This window comes from Streptomyces sp. YS415, from assembly GCF_023544665.1.
Lineage (GTDB): Bacteria > Actinomycetota > Actinomycetes > Streptomycetales > Streptomycetaceae > Streptomyces.
In genome coordinates this window covers 50,893-65,008 of sequence record NZ_JAMJFL010000001.1, presented here as the reverse complement: position 1 = coordinate 65,008, position 14,116 = coordinate 50,893, and the positions used below count along the sequence as shown (strand labels likewise).

13 protein-coding genes and 1 pseudogene are annotated in these 14,116 nt (G+C 73.1%); 8 read left to right on the top strand and 6 right to left on the bottom strand.

Annotated features, from left to right (window positions below; translation table 11 throughout):
• The first annotated feature begins 3 nt into the window (after positions 1-3).
• The 5 genes and pseudogenes from M8H82_RS00300 to M8H82_RS00285 all read left to right on the top strand — a co-directional run bounded on the left by M8H82_RS00300 (position 4) and on the right by M8H82_RS00285 (position 4,231).
• Positions 4-1,008 carry a hemin ABC transporter substrate-binding protein gene (locus M8H82_RS00300; protein ID WP_250070202.1) on the top strand — a complete coding sequence of 335 codons (1,005 nt, stop codon included), beginning with the start codon at positions 4-6 and terminating at the stop codon, positions 1,006-1,008.
• Positions 1,005-2,090 (top strand): iron ABC transporter permease, encoded by a 1,086-nt coding sequence (locus tag M8H82_RS00295; protein WP_250070201.1) that lies wholly within the window; start codon positions 1,005-1,007, stop codon positions 2,088-2,090. The genes M8H82_RS00300 and M8H82_RS00295 overlap by 4 nt, the downstream gene beginning before the upstream one ends.
• Positions 2,091-2,302: 212 nt before the next feature.
• Positions 2,303-3,124, top strand: coding sequence for a heme ABC transporter ATP-binding protein (locus M8H82_RS00290; protein WP_250070200.1), 822 nt, complete (start codon positions 2,303-2,305; stop codon positions 3,122-3,124).
• 14 nt (positions 3,125-3,138) lie between these two features.
• Positions 3,139-3,276, top strand: a pseudogene (locus tag M8H82_RS36590) (iron transporter); the annotation flags it as partial.
• On the top strand, positions 3,236-4,231 hold the full coding sequence (locus M8H82_RS00285) for a hypothetical protein (protein ID WP_250070199.1): 996 nt from the start codon (positions 3,236-3,238) through the stop codon (positions 4,229-4,231). The pseudogene M8H82_RS36590 and the gene M8H82_RS00285, both read left to right, overlap by 41 nt.
• A gap of 20 nt (positions 4,232-4,251) precedes the next feature.
• On the opposite strand, the gene M8H82_RS00280 is transcribed toward M8H82_RS00285, so the two are convergent.
• Positions 4,252-4,983: a bifunctional DNA primase/polymerase gene (locus M8H82_RS00280; RefSeq protein WP_250070198.1), complete on the bottom strand. Its 732-nt coding sequence runs from the start codon at positions 4,981-4,983 to the stop codon at positions 4,252-4,254.
• A gap of 159 nt (positions 4,984-5,142) precedes the next feature.
• Here M8H82_RS00280 and M8H82_RS00275 point away from each other — a divergent pair, with 159 nt between their 5' ends.
• Entirely contained in the window at positions 5,143-5,994 is an 852-nt protein-coding gene (locus tag M8H82_RS00275) for a glycerophosphodiester phosphodiesterase family protein (RefSeq protein ID WP_250070197.1), read from the top strand.
• Here the strand turns inward: M8H82_RS00275 and M8H82_RS00270 are convergent.
• The 4 genes from M8H82_RS00270 to M8H82_RS00255 all read right to left on the bottom strand — a co-directional run bounded on the left by M8H82_RS00270 (position 5,964) and on the right by M8H82_RS00255 (position 10,282).
• Positions 5,964-6,578 carry a TetR/AcrR family transcriptional regulator gene (locus M8H82_RS00270; protein WP_250070196.1) on the bottom strand — a complete coding sequence of 205 codons (615 nt, stop codon included), beginning with the start codon at positions 6,576-6,578 and terminating at the stop codon, positions 5,964-5,966. The genes M8H82_RS00275 and M8H82_RS00270 overlap by 31 nt on opposite strands.
• Positions 6,579-6,625: 47 nt before the next feature.
• The gene (locus M8H82_RS00265) at positions 6,626-7,618 is read right to left on the bottom strand and encodes a small ribosomal subunit Rsm22 family protein (RefSeq protein WP_250070195.1); all 993 of its coding nucleotides are present in this window, start codon (positions 7,616-7,618) and stop codon (positions 6,626-6,628) included.
• Between the two features lie 214 nt (positions 7,619-7,832).
• Positions 7,833-8,990: a serine hydrolase domain-containing protein gene (locus tag M8H82_RS00260; protein ID WP_250070194.1), complete on the bottom strand. Its 1,158-nt coding sequence runs from the start codon at positions 8,988-8,990 to the stop codon at positions 7,833-7,835.
• Positions 8,960-10,282, bottom strand: coding sequence for a multidrug effflux MFS transporter (locus M8H82_RS00255; RefSeq protein WP_250070193.1), 1,323 nt, complete (start codon positions 10,280-10,282; stop codon positions 8,960-8,962). The genes M8H82_RS00260 and M8H82_RS00255 overlap by 31 nt, the downstream gene beginning before the upstream one ends.
• 91 nt (positions 10,283-10,373) lie before the next feature.
• Here M8H82_RS00255 and M8H82_RS00250 point away from each other — a divergent pair, with 91 nt between their 5' ends.
• Positions 10,374-11,426, top strand: a complete 1,053-nt coding sequence (locus M8H82_RS00250) for a Gfo/Idh/MocA family protein (protein WP_250070192.1) — start codon at positions 10,374-10,376, stop codon at positions 11,424-11,426.
• A 27-nt stretch (positions 11,427-11,453) separates the two neighbouring features.
• Here M8H82_RS00250 and M8H82_RS00245 read toward each other — a convergent pair whose 3' ends face one another.
• Positions 11,454-13,109: an alkaline phosphatase gene (locus M8H82_RS00245; RefSeq protein ID WP_250070191.1), complete on the bottom strand. Its 1,656-nt coding sequence runs from the start codon at positions 13,107-13,109 to the stop codon at positions 11,454-11,456.
• A gap of 134 nt (positions 13,110-13,243) precedes the next feature.
• On the opposite strand from M8H82_RS00245, the gene M8H82_RS00240 reads away from it, so the two are divergent.
• Entirely contained in the window at positions 13,244-14,011 is a 768-nt protein-coding gene (locus tag M8H82_RS00240) for an SDR family oxidoreductase (RefSeq protein ID WP_250070190.1), read from the top strand.
• Positions 14,012-14,116 lie beyond the last annotated feature (105 nt).

Here is a 14,116-nt window from a genome sequence, read left to right as displayed (position 1 = left end):
ACGGTGCGACGCTTGCCCACACGACTGGCGGGAGCCCTCCTGGCGGTCCTCGCTCTGGCCACGGCGACGGCCTGCGACGGTGCTTCGGCGGCGACCCCCGCGGCCTCCGCGACCGGGCGGAACGCCGACCGGGTCGAGCCCCTCTCCCCCGCTCCCACGCCCGATCTGCCGGTCACCGTCGACTCCGCGGGCGGCGGGAAGGTGACCGTCGGGAAGGCCGACCGGATCGTGCCGCTGTCCGGCAGCCTCAGCGAGATCGTCTTCACGCTGGGGCTCGGGGACCGGGTCGTCGCCCGTGACATCACCGCCACGTTCCAGCAGGCCGCGAAGTTGCCCGTGGTCACCCGGGGCCACGACGTCTCCGCCGAGGGCGTGTTGTCGCTGCGGCCGGATCTGGTGATCGCGGAGACCAGCAGCGGGCCGCGGGAGGCGATGGAGCAGATCCGTGCCGCGGGGGTGCCGGTGCTCGTGGTCGATCCGGCGCGAGGGCTCGACGACGTCGGCACCCGGATCCGGGCGGTCGCGGACGCGCTCGGCGTACCGGCGGCCGGGCAGCGGCTGACCGAGCGGTCGGAACGGCGGATCTCCGCCGTGCGCGAGGAGGTCCCGGGTACGGGCGAGAAGCCGCGGGTCGCCTTCCTCTACCTTCGCGGCTCGGCCTCCGTCTATCTCATCGGCGGCACGGGATCCGGGGCGACCTCGCTGATCGAGGCGGCCGGAGGGATCGACGCGGGCGCCGAGTCGGGGCTGACGAAGGACTTCACCGCCATCACCAGCGAGGCCCTCGTGAAGGCGGCGCCGGACGCGATCCTCGTCATGTCCAAGGGACTTGCGTCGGTCGGCGGGATCGACGGGCTGGTGAAGATCCCGGGGGTCGCGCAGACCCCGGCCGGGATGGACCGCCGGGTCGTGTCCGTCGAGGACGGCGTCCTGCTCAACTACGGGCCGCGCACCGACCAGGTGCTGGAGTCCGTCGTGCGGCAGCTCTACCCGGGCGGTGCCGCATGACGGTCCTGGAGAAGACGGCGCCGGCTGTGGAGGCGACGCCGGTGGTGCGCGGGCCCCGTACCGTCGCGTGGCTGCTGACCGCGGGGCTGGTGCTCGCGCTCGTAGTGCTGGTGCCGGTCGCGGCCGGGACCGGGGCGTATCCGGTGCCGGTCGGGGATGTCCTGGCGTCCGTGCAGCACCGAGTCGGGCTCGGCGGGGCCGAGTTGGACCGGGTGGCGGAGTCCGTGCTGTGGAACGTCCGCTTCCCGCGCATCGTCCTCGCCCTGCTCATCGGCGCCTGCCTGGGCTGCGCGGGCGCGCTGATGCAGGGGGTGTTCGGCAACCCGCTCGCCGAGCCGGGGGTCATCGGGATCTCCTCGGGGGCGGCGGTGGGGGCGGTCGCGTCGATCGCGTTCGGTCTCGACTTCGCCGGGACGTGGACGGTTTCGGTGGCGGCGTTCGTGGCGGGCCTGGCGACGGTGCTGCTGGTGTACGTCATGTCCCGCTCCGGGGGGCGTACGGAGGTCGTGACGCTGATCCTCACCGGGATCGCGGTGAACGCGTTCGCGGGGGCGGTGATCGGGCTGTTCCTGTTCTTCGCGGACGCGGCGGCGATCCAGCAGATCACGTTCTGGCAGCTCGGGTCGTTGTCGCAGGCGACGTGGGCGAAGGTGCTGGCGGTGCTGCCGTGCGCTGCGCTGGGCCTGGTCGTGGCGCCGCTGTACTCGCGCCGGCTGGATCTGCTGGCGCTGGGGGAACGTCCGGCACGGCATCTGGGGGTGGAGGTGGAACGGCTCCGGATCACGCTGGTCTTCGTGATCGCGTTGCTCACGGCGGCGGCGGTGAGCGTGTCGGGGATCATCGGCTTCGTGGGGCTGGTGGTTCCGCATCTGTTGCGGATGGTGGCGGGGGCGGGGCATCGGTTCCTGGTGCCGGGGAGTGCGTTGCTGGGGGCGGTGGTGTTGGTGGCGGCGGATGTGGCTGCGCGGACGGTTGCGGCGCCGGCGGAGTTGCCGCTCGGGGTTCTTACGGCGCTGATCGGGAGCCCGTTCTTCTTCTGGCTGCTGCGGAGGACTCGGCGGCGGCAAGGGGGGTGGGCGTAGGGGGGCGTCGTGTCTTCGTCTGCGGGTGGGTGGGGGCTGGTCGCGCAGTTCCCCGCGCCCCTGGGGGAGTTGGGGGCACCCTCGGTTCCATCGCTCGGCCCGTCGTGTCTTCGTCTGCGGGTCGGTGGGGGCTGGTCGCGCAGTTCCCCGCGCCCCTGAGGGAGTCGCACCCGCCCTTGATTCCATCGCTCGCCCCTCCTAAGGACCCCTCCATGAGACTTCTCCGGCCACGGCCCACTCCCCCGTCCCCCGCCACCCCCGGTGACACCCTCGTCCAAGCCGAAGGGCTGTGCGTTCGGCTCGGTGGGCGGGATGTTCTGCGCGGCGTTGATGTCACCGTGCGGGCCGGGGAAGTGGTCGCTCTCGTGGGGCCGAACGGGGCCGGGAAGTCCACCCTGCTCGGCGCCCTCGCCGCCGACATTCCGGCCGCCGGTGGAGTCGTACGGATTCACGGCCGTCCCGCCACCCAGTGGTCCGCCCCGGAACTCGCCCTGCGCCGGGCCGTGTTGCCGCAGTCCGCGACGCTCACCTTCCCCTTCTCCGTCGAGGACGTCGTCCGGATGGGGCGGGCCCCCTGGGCCGGCCTGGGGACAGAGGACGACGATGCCGTCGTGGCGGAGGCGATGCGGCAGACGGAGGTGACCGAGTTCGCGCCGCGCCCCTTCTCCGCGCTCAGCGGCGGCGAGCGCGCCCGCGTCGCGCTGGCCCGGGTCCTCGCCCAGCGCACCCCGCTGCTCCTCCTCGACGAGCCCACCGCCGCCCTCGACCTCAAGCACCAGGAACTGGTGCTGCGGCTGTGCCGGGAGCGGGCGCGGGCCGGGGACGCCGTCGTCGTCGTCCTGCACGACCTCGGCCTCGCTGCCGCCTACGCCCACCGCGTGGCGGTGCTCCAAGCCGGCCGGGTCGCCGCCGACGGCCCACCGGCCGAGGTCTTCTCCGAGCGGCTGCTGTCGGAGGTCTACGACCAGCCCGTCGAGGTCCTCCCCCACCCCCGCACGGGAGCGATTCTGGTCGGCCCGCGCCGGCATCCCTGACCCGGACCGGCCCTCAGGTCACGGTGTGGCCGCTGTACCCGGTCCCGGCGCTCGGGCGGTTCGGAGCCCCGGTAGGGTTCGCCTCCGGGAAGGGGAAGGTGAAAGGACCCGATGAGCAGGGATCGCAGCCCTCGAAGGCTCCGCAGGCTTGACCGGAGGGTGCTGATGGCAGCCTCCGTGACCGCTTTGTCGTTGACGGCGAGCGGGTGCGTCGTGGTGCACGGGGAACGGGAGTTGCTCCCCACCGCCACCCGGGCCGAGGCCGCGGAGGCACTGAAGGACTTCACCGCCGCGTACAACGCCGCCGACAAGGCGTACGACAGCTCTCTGGACGCCGACCATGTCACCGGCGCGCTCGGCGACATCGACGAGGCGCGGCTGACGGCGGGCCGGGCCAACAACCCGGAGGGCAACCCCGGCCACTCCCCGCTGGAGTTCACCGACGCCGAGTTCACCATCCCCAAGAAGCCGGGCTGGCCGCGCTGGTTCCTGGCCGACGTCCGGGCCAACCGCGGCGGTGACTCGCGCTGGCTGCTGGTGTTCACCCGGGACGCCGCCGAAGATCCGTGGGAGGCCGCCTACTTGACACTGGTGGCGCCGGACAGGATGCCGGAGTTCAAGCGGGACAAGGACGGCTGGGCCGAGGCGGTCGACCCGAACTCCAAGGAACTGGCCGTCCCACCGGGCGACTTGAGCGCGTCGTACACGACCTACCTCAAGGGCGGCGGCGCCATCTTCGCGGACGGCAGCCACACCTCCGGCTGGCGGGACAAGCGGGCGAAGAACGCGGAGAAGCCGGGTCTGGTCACGCAGTACGTCGACGAGCCGCTGACCGAGGGCGACTACCGGCCGCTGGCGCTGCGCACGACGGACGGCGGGGCGCTGGTGTTCTTCACCACGCACCACTACCAGAAGCAGACGGCCGCGCCGGGTACCGCGGTGCCCACCCCCAACAAGGACGTGCAGGCCCTGACGAAGGGCGAGATCAAGCAGTCGCTGATGATGGAGTTCGTCTCCAACGAGGTGGCGCTGGACCCGCCGAGGGGCACGGGGAACGTGTCGGTGCTGGGCCGGATCGAGGGTCTGACGGGCGCGAAGGGCGAGTAGGGCCCGCCGCTGCCCCGGGGTCAGCGGCGCGAGGGCCAGGCGGGCTGCGCGGGACCGGTCTCCTGGTCGGCGTGCCGGGTGCCGACGTCGGTGAGGACCTCCAGCAGGGTGAGCGGATCCGGCAGGGGATGCTCGGGCCCGCGTACCCAGCGCACGTGCTGGTCGTCGCCGGTGAGGCGGGCGGGCGGCACGAGGACGTAGGAACCGCGGCAGTGCCACCGTAGACCCGGATGCTCGTCCATCGTCTCGGGGTGGCAGTCCAGCTCGCAGGGCCACCACTCGTCCTCGTCCTCGGGGGTGCCGCGGGTGAGGGTGAAGAAGAGCATGCGGCCGGCGTCGCTCTCGGCGACGGGACCGACCTCGATACCGGCGTCGAGGAGCCGGCCGAGGGCCTCGCGGCCGGCCTCCAGCGGGACGTCCAGGACGTCGTGGACCATGCCGGTGGCGGTGATGAAATTGGCCTGCGGCTGGTTGCGGGCCCAGCGCTCGATCTGCGCGTGGTCGGTGGTGGACTGCGTCTGCCAGGCGAACGACACGGGATGCTGGGCGGGGGTCGGACAGCCGACCCGGTCGCAGGAGCAGCGGTAGCCGGGCGCCGGGTATGCGGCGGGCGCCAGTGGCAGTCCCGCCGAGGCGGCGGCGAGCAGCAGAGCCTCACGACCGCCGTCGCCGGTGGCCTCCTGGGGGCGGCGGCCGCGCAGCCACCGGGAGAGCTTGCTCTGTGGGCCTCGGTCGCCGAACTCCGCGCTCATCTATCCCCTCGCCTCGCTGTCGTGCGACACAGCATGCCTTATCGTCCCACCATCGTGCGCTCCGGGGGGCCGTAGCCGACAACAGGGGTAGGTGGGACGAGGCCCGGGATCGAGTGTCATTGCACACCTTGGCGGGATTTACGCCCCTACGGTGTCGCCATGGTCACCTGGACCGCACTGACCGCGACCGTGGCGTGCACGGCCTCCCTGATCTCCCCGGTCCCCCTGGAGTGGGGCCCGGCCCCGCTCACCGTCGACGGGCTCCCCCGCATCACCTACGTCGCCCATCGCGGCGGCGCCCGTGAGGTCCCGGAGAACAGCATGTCGGGGCTGACGGCGGCGTACCGGCGCGGGACGGCGCAGGTGCTGGACTTCGACACCCGCATGCTGCGCGACGGGACGCCGGTGGTCCTCCACGACCCGACCCTGCGGCACACGACGGGCCGGTCCGGCGCGGTACGGACCCTGGACATCGGCGACTGGCGGGCGGTACGGCTGCGTCCGGCGCCGTCCCTGCCGGGGCGCTGGCGCCCGGAGCGGCCGCCGACGGTGGCGGAGGTGCTGGACCGGTTCGGCGGCCGGATCGTGCTGATGCTGGAGGTGAAGGACCCGGCGGCCCTCGACGGGGTGGCCGGGCTGATCCGTGCCCGGGGCCTGACCCGCTCGGTGCTGGTGAACACCAACGACCCGAAGGTGGCGTGGCGGGCCGACCGGCTGGGCCTGGTGACGCAGCTGTGGCGCTCGGCCCGTCAGCTGCGCACGGACCGGCCCGCACGCTGGCGGTCGTACGTGGATGTGCTGGACGTGGACCACCGGGCGCGGGACGGGGATCTGCGGCGGGCGGTACGGGCCGGGATCCCGCGGGTGTGGGCGCACACAGTGGTGACGCCGGCCCAGCGGGACCGGGTGCTGGCGCTGGGCTGCGACGGGGTGATCACGGATGCGCCGGGCCGTCTGGCGCGGGCGGCGCAGCCGAGGGCTCAGCGGGGGGCGATGCCGTGGAGGGCGTAGTCGACGAGGGTGTCGGTGTACTCGTGGGAGATGGGCCCGGTGTACTGCAGCCACCGTTGCGCGAGAGGTGAGACGAAGAGTTCCAGGGCGATGCGCGGGTCGACGTCCGGGCGGACGTCCCCGGCGCCCTGGGCGGAGCGCAGGCGCTCGGCGTAGAGCTGCAGCGAGGGTTCGAGGAGCTTGGCGACGAAGGCGCGCCCGAGCTGTTCGTTGACGACGCCCTCGGCGGCGAGCGCACGGGAGGGGACCTCGAAGCGGGGGTCCTTCAGCTCGTCGACGGTGGCGCGGAGGACGGCCTTGAGATCGGCGGCGAGGTCGCCGGTGTCGGGGATGGCGTACGGCTCCTGCCCGGCCTCCCGGCTGGCCTGCTCGCCCAGGTCGAGGAACGCCTCCATGAGCACCTCGGCCTTGGAGGACCACCAGCGGTAGATGGTCTGCTTGCCGACGCCGGCACGGGCGGCGATCCCCTCGATGGTGGTCTTCGGGTACCCGACCTCCCCGACGAGGGCGAGGGCGGCGTCGTAGATGGCCCGGCGGGACTTCTCACTGCGGCGGGTGGAGTCGGGGGCGAGGTTCTTGGCCATGCCTCGAACTTACCAGGTTGGCAAGACGCTGCGTCTCGCCGTAGCTGCTAGGCGTCGGTGTCCGGGGGCCAGGGGTCGCCCCAGGCCGTGTCCCGGGCCGCCTTGTAGAGGTCGCCGTGGCGTTTGGTGACCGTGGTGCGGGTCAGGGCCGGGTCCGTCTCGCACAGGTCGAGCAGGACCTGGCCCTTGCGGATCTGGGGCTTGCGGACGACCCGGGAGGGGGCCGGGGCGACCGGGAAGCGGGTGGCGGCGACGTAGGCGAACTTCTCGTCCTCGTAGGCGAGGGAGCCGCCCTTGATCTGGCGGTGCAGGGAGGAGCGGCTGACCCTCGTGGAGAAGTGGCACCAGTCGGTGCCGGGGACGATGGGGCAGGCGGCGCTGTGGGGGCAGGGGGCGGCGATCCGGAAACCGGCCGCGATGAGCCGCTGCCGGGCCTCGATGAGCCGGGTGTAGCCGTCGGGGGTGCCGGGCTCGACGATGACGACGGCCTGGGCGGCGGAGGCGGCGGTGTCGACGAGGGTGGCCCGGTCGGCTTCCGCGAGCTCGTTGAGGACGTAGGAGATGGTGACGAGATCGGTGCTCTCGATGGAGAGCGCTGATCCGATACGAGAGCGCTGCCAGCGGACGTCGCGCAGGGCCGGGTCGGCGGCGGCGATCTCCCGGCCGAGGGCGAGCGCGGGCTCGGCCCAGTCCAGCACGGTGACGCTCCGCTCGGCGGGCCAGGTCGCGCTCACGGCCCAGGTCGCGGCGCCGGTGCCCCCGCCGACGTCGACATGACTCGCCGGGGCCCACTCGGGCGCGGCCTCCGCGAGCGCCTCCAGCGCGGCGTGCACCGCCTCGAAGGTGGCGGGCATCCGGTAGGCGGCGTAGGCGACGACGTCGGCGCGGTCCCGGAGGATGGGGGCGTGGGTGGGAGTGGCCCCGCGGTAGCTGGCGATCAGCCGCTCGACGGCGGCGGCGGCCTGCCGGGGCGGGAGTCCGTCGAGGAGTCCGGCGAGAGCGGCACGCAGGGTATCGGCCGGGGCAGCGGGGTGGTTCACCCGCCGATTCTAATCTCGCCCGCACGAACGGACTGCCGTCCCGAAAACCAGCCCCTCCGGCGTTTGAGGAGCGGGGGTCCAGGGGGCGGAGCCCCCTGCGGCGGGGGCCGAAGGGGCGGCAGCCCCTGGGGATGGGACGGGTAGGGGCGGCGGGGGCGAGGAAAGCCCTCCGGCACCGCTGCCGTACCGCCCCCGCCCTCCGCCCCGCCCCGCGTCAGCGCTCCCGCACCGCCCGTGCCACCCGCGTCCCCGCCGCCGCCCGGGGCCTGCTGTCCGCCGGCCTGCGCCGGGGATGCACCGTGTTCGCCAGCAGGACCAGGAACGTGTCCGTGGCCCGGTCCAGCACCAGCATCGTCCCCGTGAAGCCGGTGTGCCCCGCCGCTCCCCGCCCCGCCAGCTCCCCCATGAACCCCGGCTGATCCATCGCGAACCCCAACCCGGGCGGTGTCAGCAGCAGTTCCACGAAGTCCGGGCCGAGGATGCGCGCGGGACCGTACGACCCGCCCGCGAGCAGCGCCCGGCAGAACACCGCCAGATCGCGCGCCGTCGAGAACAGCCCCGCATGCCCGGCCACCCCGCCCAGCGCCCACGCGTTCTCGTCGTGCACCACGCCCCGCAGCATCCCGCGGTCCGCCTTCGCCCACGGCCGCCGCTGGTCCTCCGTCGCCGCGGCACCGGGGCAGGGCCCGAAACGGGTCGCCGTCATGCCGAGCGGCCGCGTGATGCCGTCGTGGATCAGGACGTCCAGGCCGCGCCCGGTGATCCGCTCCAGCACGTGCTGCAGCACCAGCGGGTTCAGGTCCGAGTAGCAGTACGTGCCCGGCACCCCCACCGGCACCTCCGCCTGCAGCCGCGCCAGCCGCTCGGCGTCGTCCGCGCAGGAGTACAGCGGGAGTTCGGGCCGCAGCCCGGAGGTGTGTGTCAGCAGCTGCCGTACCGTCATCCCGAAGCGGGCCGCCGCGCGGAAGTCCGGCAGGTACGCGCCGACCTCCGCGTCGATGCCGAGCGTGCCCCGCTCGATCTGCTGCACCGCCGCGACCGCCGTGAACACCTTGGTGAGCGACGCCAGGTCGAAGGGCGTCGTCACGGTCATCGGGACCCGGGCGGCAGACGGCAGTTCCACGCCCGTGTCCGTCTCGGGGTCGTAGGAGGCATACCGGACCGCCCAGCCCGCCGCCTCCTCCACGGCGACGAAGGGGCCCCGTCCGGCGATCACCACCGCGCCCGCGGCCCAGGGCCGCTCACCCGTGGTGAGGGCGCGGACGTCGTCGACGAGACGGCCGAGTTCCGCCGGGTCGAGTCCCGCCCGTTCCGGTGTGTCGCCGCGCAGTCTCGGTGCGCTCAGCTCCCCGCTCCCTCCACGCTCGCCCACCCCTGATCGCCGGCCCGCCGGTGCCAGGGACGGCACATACCCACGAAACAGGCCGACGCCACCAAGGCGGCGGCCAGTTGGACGACGGCCATCGGGACCGCGGTGTCCTCCCCGGCGACCCCCACCAACGGGGAGACCACCGCACCGATCAGAAACGACGACGTACCCAGCAGCGCCGATGCCGAACCCGCCGACTGCTTCGTCCGCATCAGCGCGAGCGACTGGGTGTTGGGCAAGGTCACACCCATGGCCGACATGAGGACGAACAGCGCCGCCGCGACCGGCACCAGGCCCACCTCGCCGAACACCCCCGTCGACATCAGCAGCAGCACGCTCGCGGCCAGCACCACCACGCCCAGGCCGGCCGTCAGCACCGCGTCCAGGCTGACCCGTCCCACCAGCACCTTGCCGTTGATCTGGCCGAAGATGATCAGGCCGATGGAGTTGAGGCCGAACAGCAGGCTGAAGGTCTGCGGCGAAGCACCGTAGATCTCCTGGATCACGAACGGCGAGGCGGCGATGTACGCGAACAGCGCCGCGAAGGAGAAGCCGCCCGTCAGCATGTAGCCCGCGAACGCCCGGTCCGCCAGCAGCCCCCGCATCGAGCGCAGCGCCTCGCCCACGCCTCCCTCGTGGCGGTCGGCGGGCGCCAGCGTCTCCGGCAGCCGCGCCCACACCAGCAGCGCGAGCAGCGCCCCGACCACCGTGAGAACGACGAACACGCCCCGCCAGTCCGTCACCCGCAGGATCTGGCCGCCGATCAGCGGCGCGATGATCGGCGCGACCCCGGAGATCAGCATGAGGGTGGAGAAGAAGCGGGCCATCTCGATGCCGTCGTAGAGGTCGCGGACGACCGCTCGCGCGATCACGATCCCGGCCGCGCCCGCGAGCCCCTGCGCCAGCCGGAAGGCGACGAGCGACTCGACGGTGGGCGCGAACGCGCACAGGGCGGTGGCGAGGACGTAGACGGCGAGGCCGATGAGCAGCGGGCGCCGGCGGCCCCATCGGTCGCTCATCGGGCCGACCACGAGCTGGCCGAGCGCCATGCCGGCCAGGCAGGCGGTGAGGGTGAGCTGGACTGTGGCGGCGGGCGCGTTCAGGGCTCCGGTGACCTGCGGGAGGGCCGGGAGGTACATGTCCATGGCCAGCGGGGGCGTGGCGGTGAGGCCGCCGAGGACGAAGGTGACGAGCAGTCCGGTGCGCCGCATGACGCGGGCGGCCGGTTCCGTCGTCGGTACGGCCGCCTGCGCCTCGTTCGGTATGGATGCCCTGGACGCCCCGCTGTCGGGCATGTGCCCTCCCTCTCCTCGCGATACGGCACCTATGCTCTCAGCTCGAACAGAGTGCCGAGGGTCACTACAGCTGCAGGGGTGGGGTTCGGGGATGACGGAGCAGAGGGTGCGCTGGGGGATCCTGGCGACCGGCGGGATCGCGGCCGCGTTCACGGCGGACCTGGTCGATCTGCCGGACGCGGAGGTCGTGGCGGTGGCCTCGCGGTCGCAGGCGTCGGCGGACGCGTTCGCGGAGCGCTTCGGGATCGGGCGGGCGTACGGCGACTGGGCCGCGCTCGCGGCGGACGAGGACGTCGACGTCGTCTACGTCGCCACCCCGCACTCGGCGCACCGCGCGGCCGCCGGGCTGTGCCTGGAGGCCGGCCGGAACGTGCTGTGCGAGAAGGCGTTCACCCTGAACGCGCGCGAGGCGGAGGAGCTGGTCGCCCTCGCCCGGGCGCGCGGGAGCTTCCTGATGGAGGCGATGTGGATGTACTGCAATCCGCTGGTCAGGAAGGTCAGGGCGCTCGTCGACGACGGGGCGGTCGGTGAAGTGCGCAGTGTGCAGGCCGACTTCGGGCTCGCCGGGCCCTTCCCGCCCTCGCACCGCCTGCGCGACCCGCTGCAGGGCGGGGGCGCGCTGCTCGACCTCGGGGTGTATCCGGTGTCGTTCGCGCAGTTGCTGCTCGGTGAGCCCTCGGACGTCACCGCGAGAGCGGTGCTCTCCGACGAGGGCGTCGATCTCCAGACCGGAGCACTGCTCTCCTGGGAGAGCGGCGCTCTCGCTTCGGTGCACTGCTCCATCGTCGGCGGTACGGCGACCTCGGCATCGATCACCGGCTCGCACGGCCGCATCGACATCCCGTCCGGCTTCTTCTTCCCGGACCACTTCGTGCTGCACCGGGACGGCCGCGACCCCGAGAAGGTCACCGCCGACCCGGCCGATGGGCCCCGCAACAGCCTGCGCCACGAGGCCTCCGAGGTGATGCGCGCCCTGCGGGCCGGGGAAACCGAGTCCCCGCTCGTCCCGCTGGACGGCACCCTCGCCGTGATGCGGACGCTCGACGCGATCCGGGACCGCGTCGGCGTCCGCTACCCGAGCGAGACCGGCGCTCCAGGCGAGGCCGAGGGCGAGCCCGGCGCGCCGGCGCTCACACCGGCCTGAGCCCCGGCTCCCCCTCGCTCCGCGCCCTCACACCGGCCGGAGCCCCGGCTCCCCCGCTTCCGTGACGAAGGACGCGGCCGTCGTGACCGGCGCCCCGGGCGTGGTCACGTACGGCACCGTCTTGAAGTCCGCCCGCGCCCGCTGCTCGTCCAGCGCGACGGTCACATAGCCGCGCCGGCCGTTGTAGAACTTCAGGTGCGGGTTGGCGGTCATGTAGGTGTCCCAGTTCGCGGGGCGGTCGGCGCCGTCGCGCCCGCTGGAGATCGAGGTCGCCACGATCTCGGTGCCCCGCACCCGTGAGTCCGGGTCGTCGAAGTCGTCCTTGATGTCGAAGGCGTACCCGACGTGCACATCGCCGGTGAGCACCATCAGGTTCTCCACCCCGGCGGCCTCGGCGCCGTCCAGGACCCGGCGGCGGGAGGCGCGGTAGCCGTCCCAGGCGTCCATCGAGACCCGGGACGGCTCGGTCAGGTCGAACTTGCGCTGCGCGAAGACGACCTGCTGCGGGAGCACGTTCCACACCGCCCGCGACCGCTGCCAGCCGTCCAGCAGCCACCGCTCCTGCGTCGCACCGGTCATCGTGCGCGCCGGGTCGTCGACCTCGGGCCCGGGCACCTTGGCGCCGTCTCCCTGGGCCTGGTTGCTGCGGTACTGCCGGGTGTCGAGCACGTCGAACTGGGCGAGCCGGCCCCAGTGCAGCCGCCGGTACAGCTGCATGTCGGGGCCCTCGGGCAACTGGGGGCGGCGCAGCGGCTGGTGCTCCCAGTAGGCGCGGTAGGCGGAGGCCCGGCGCAGCAGGAACTCCTCCGGCGGGACGCTGTTCTCGGGGGTGTCGTCGGCGTAGTTGTTCTCGGTCTCGTGGTCGTCCCAGGTGACGACGAAGGGGTGCGCGGCGTGCGCGGCGCGCAGGTCGGGGTCGGACTTGTAGAGGGCGTAGCGCAGGCGGTAGTCCTCCAGCGTGACGGTCTCGCGGTTGAAGAGGGCGGGCAGGGTGCGGTCGGTGTAGTTGCGGGATCCGCCGACGGAGTTGACCGCGTACTCGTAGAGGTAGTCGCCGAGGTGGAGGACGACGTCGACGTCGTCGGCGGCGAGATGGCCGTAAGGGGTGAAGTAGCCGTCGTGGTACGCCTGGCAGGAGACCGCGGCGAGCTTGAGCCCGGCGCTGTGGGCGGCGGGGGCGGGGGCGGTGCGGGTGCGGCCGGTCTCGGAGATCCACTTGCCGACGCGGAAGCGGTAGAAGAGGACCTGGTCCGTGCCCAGGTGGTTCACCTCGACATGGACCGTGTGGTGGAACTCGGGGTGGGCGGTGGCGATGCCGCGTCTGACGGGGCGGCGGAAGTTCTCGTCGCGGGCCAGCTCCCAGTGCACGGTGACGCGCTCGGCGGGCAGGCCGCCGTCGGGCTGGAAGGGGGCGGGCGCGAGACGGGTCCACAGCAGTACGGAGCCGGGCAGCGGGTCGCCGGAGGCGACGCCGAGCGTGAAGGGGTCGTCGGTGATCCGGGCGGCGTCGAGCTCGGCGGCGCCGGCGACACCGGCCGTCGGCAGGTTCACCGCGAAGGCGAGCGCGGCGGCCGCGCCGGTCACCGTGAGGAAGCGGCGCCGGCCGAGGTGGCGAGCGGCCGCGCGGAGCTCGGGGTGGTGCCCCGAGGGGGTGTGCTGTGACGGGCGTGCGTCGAGTGTCATCCGGTCCTCCCCTGGCGAATGAATGCACCCCGCATTGCAGTGGCCGGGGACGACTCTCTATTGGCGCGTACACAACACCCGGATGGCGGACAGATGAGTTCCGGATGGCGGACCCTCGCCTAGGCTGCGGGCCCATGAATGCGAAGCAAACGGGCAAGCCGAGGACCGCCGTGGTGACCGGGGCGGGTTCCGGTATCGGACGCGCGGTCGCCGTGGAGCTGCTGCGCGCGGGCTGGTCGGTGGCGCTGGCCGGCCGCCGCACCGGGACGCTGGAGGAGACGGCGGCCCTGGCCCCCGAGGGCGCTGCCCTCGCCGTACGCACGGACGTGTCGCGGCCGGAGGACGTGGCCGCGCTGTTCGCGGCGACGGTGGACCGGTTCGGGCGGGTCGACCTGCTGTTCAACAACGCGGGGACGTTCGGCCCCGGCGGGGTGCCGGTGGAGGAGCTGCCCTACGACGCCTGGCGGCATGTGGTGGACACCAACCTCAACGGGGCGTTCCTGTGCGCGCAGGCGGCGTACCGGCAGATGAAGGAGCAGGACCCGCAGGGCGGCCGGATCATCAACAACGGCTCGATCTCCGCCCATACGCCCCGTCCGCACTCCGTCGCCTACACCGCGACCAAGCACGCGCTGACGGGTCTGACCAAGTCACTGTCGCTGGACGGTCGGCCGTACGGCATCGCGGTGGGCCAGATCGACATCGGCAACGCGGCCACCGACATGACGGCCCGCATGCAGACCGGCGCGCTCCAGGCCAACGGCGAGGTCGCGCCCGAGCCGGTGATGGACGTGGCCGATGTGGCGCGCACGGTCCGGCACATGGCGGAGCTCCCACTGGCGGCGAACGTGCAGTTCGCGACGGTCCTGGCGACGGCGATGCCGTACGTGGGTCGCGGCTAGGTCCGCTCAGCGATCGGGCCTCCACAATGTGCACATGCGGAATTCGACCTTCCGCTGCATTGCGGCCGGTCGGCGACCTATGCTCGGATCACCTCCACAAGAGCT

What these genes read in the sequence shown, in the direction of transcription:
- M8H82_RS00295 (WP_250070201.1), top strand. Translation starts at nt 1,005, where the DNA reads ATGACGGTCCTGGAGAAGACGGCGCCGGCTGTGGAGGCGACGCCGGTG.
- M8H82_RS00290 (WP_250070200.1), top strand. Translation starts at nt 2,303, where the DNA reads ATGAGACTTCTCCGGCCACGGCCCACTCCCCCGTCCCCCGCCACCCCC.
- M8H82_RS00285 (WP_250070199.1), top strand. Translation starts at nt 3,236, where the DNA reads ATGAGCAGGGATCGCAGCCCTCGAAGGCTCCGCAGGCTTGACCGGAGG.
- M8H82_RS00280 (WP_250070198.1), bottom strand. Translation starts at nt 4,983, where the DNA reads ATGAGCGCGGAGTTCGGCGACCGAGGCCCACAGAGCAAGCTCTCCCGG.
- M8H82_RS00275 (WP_250070197.1), top strand. Translation starts at nt 5,143, where the DNA reads ATGGTCACCTGGACCGCACTGACCGCGACCGTGGCGTGCACGGCCTCC.
- M8H82_RS00270 (WP_250070196.1), bottom strand. Translation starts at nt 6,578, where the DNA reads ATGGCCAAGAACCTCGCCCCCGACTCCACCCGCCGCAGTGAGAAGTCC.
- M8H82_RS00255 (WP_250070193.1), bottom strand. Translation starts at nt 10,282, where the DNA reads ATGCCCGACAGCGGGGCGTCCAGGGCATCCATACCGAACGAGGCGCAG.
- M8H82_RS00250 (WP_250070192.1), top strand. Translation starts at nt 10,374, where the DNA reads ATGACGGAGCAGAGGGTGCGCTGGGGGATCCTGGCGACCGGCGGGATC.
- M8H82_RS00245 (WP_250070191.1), bottom strand. Translation starts at nt 13,109, where the DNA reads ATGACACTCGACGCACGCCCGTCACAGCACACCCCCTCGGGGCACCAC.
- M8H82_RS00240 (WP_250070190.1), top strand. Translation starts at nt 13,244, where the DNA reads ATGAATGCGAAGCAAACGGGCAAGCCGAGGACCGCCGTGGTGACCGGG.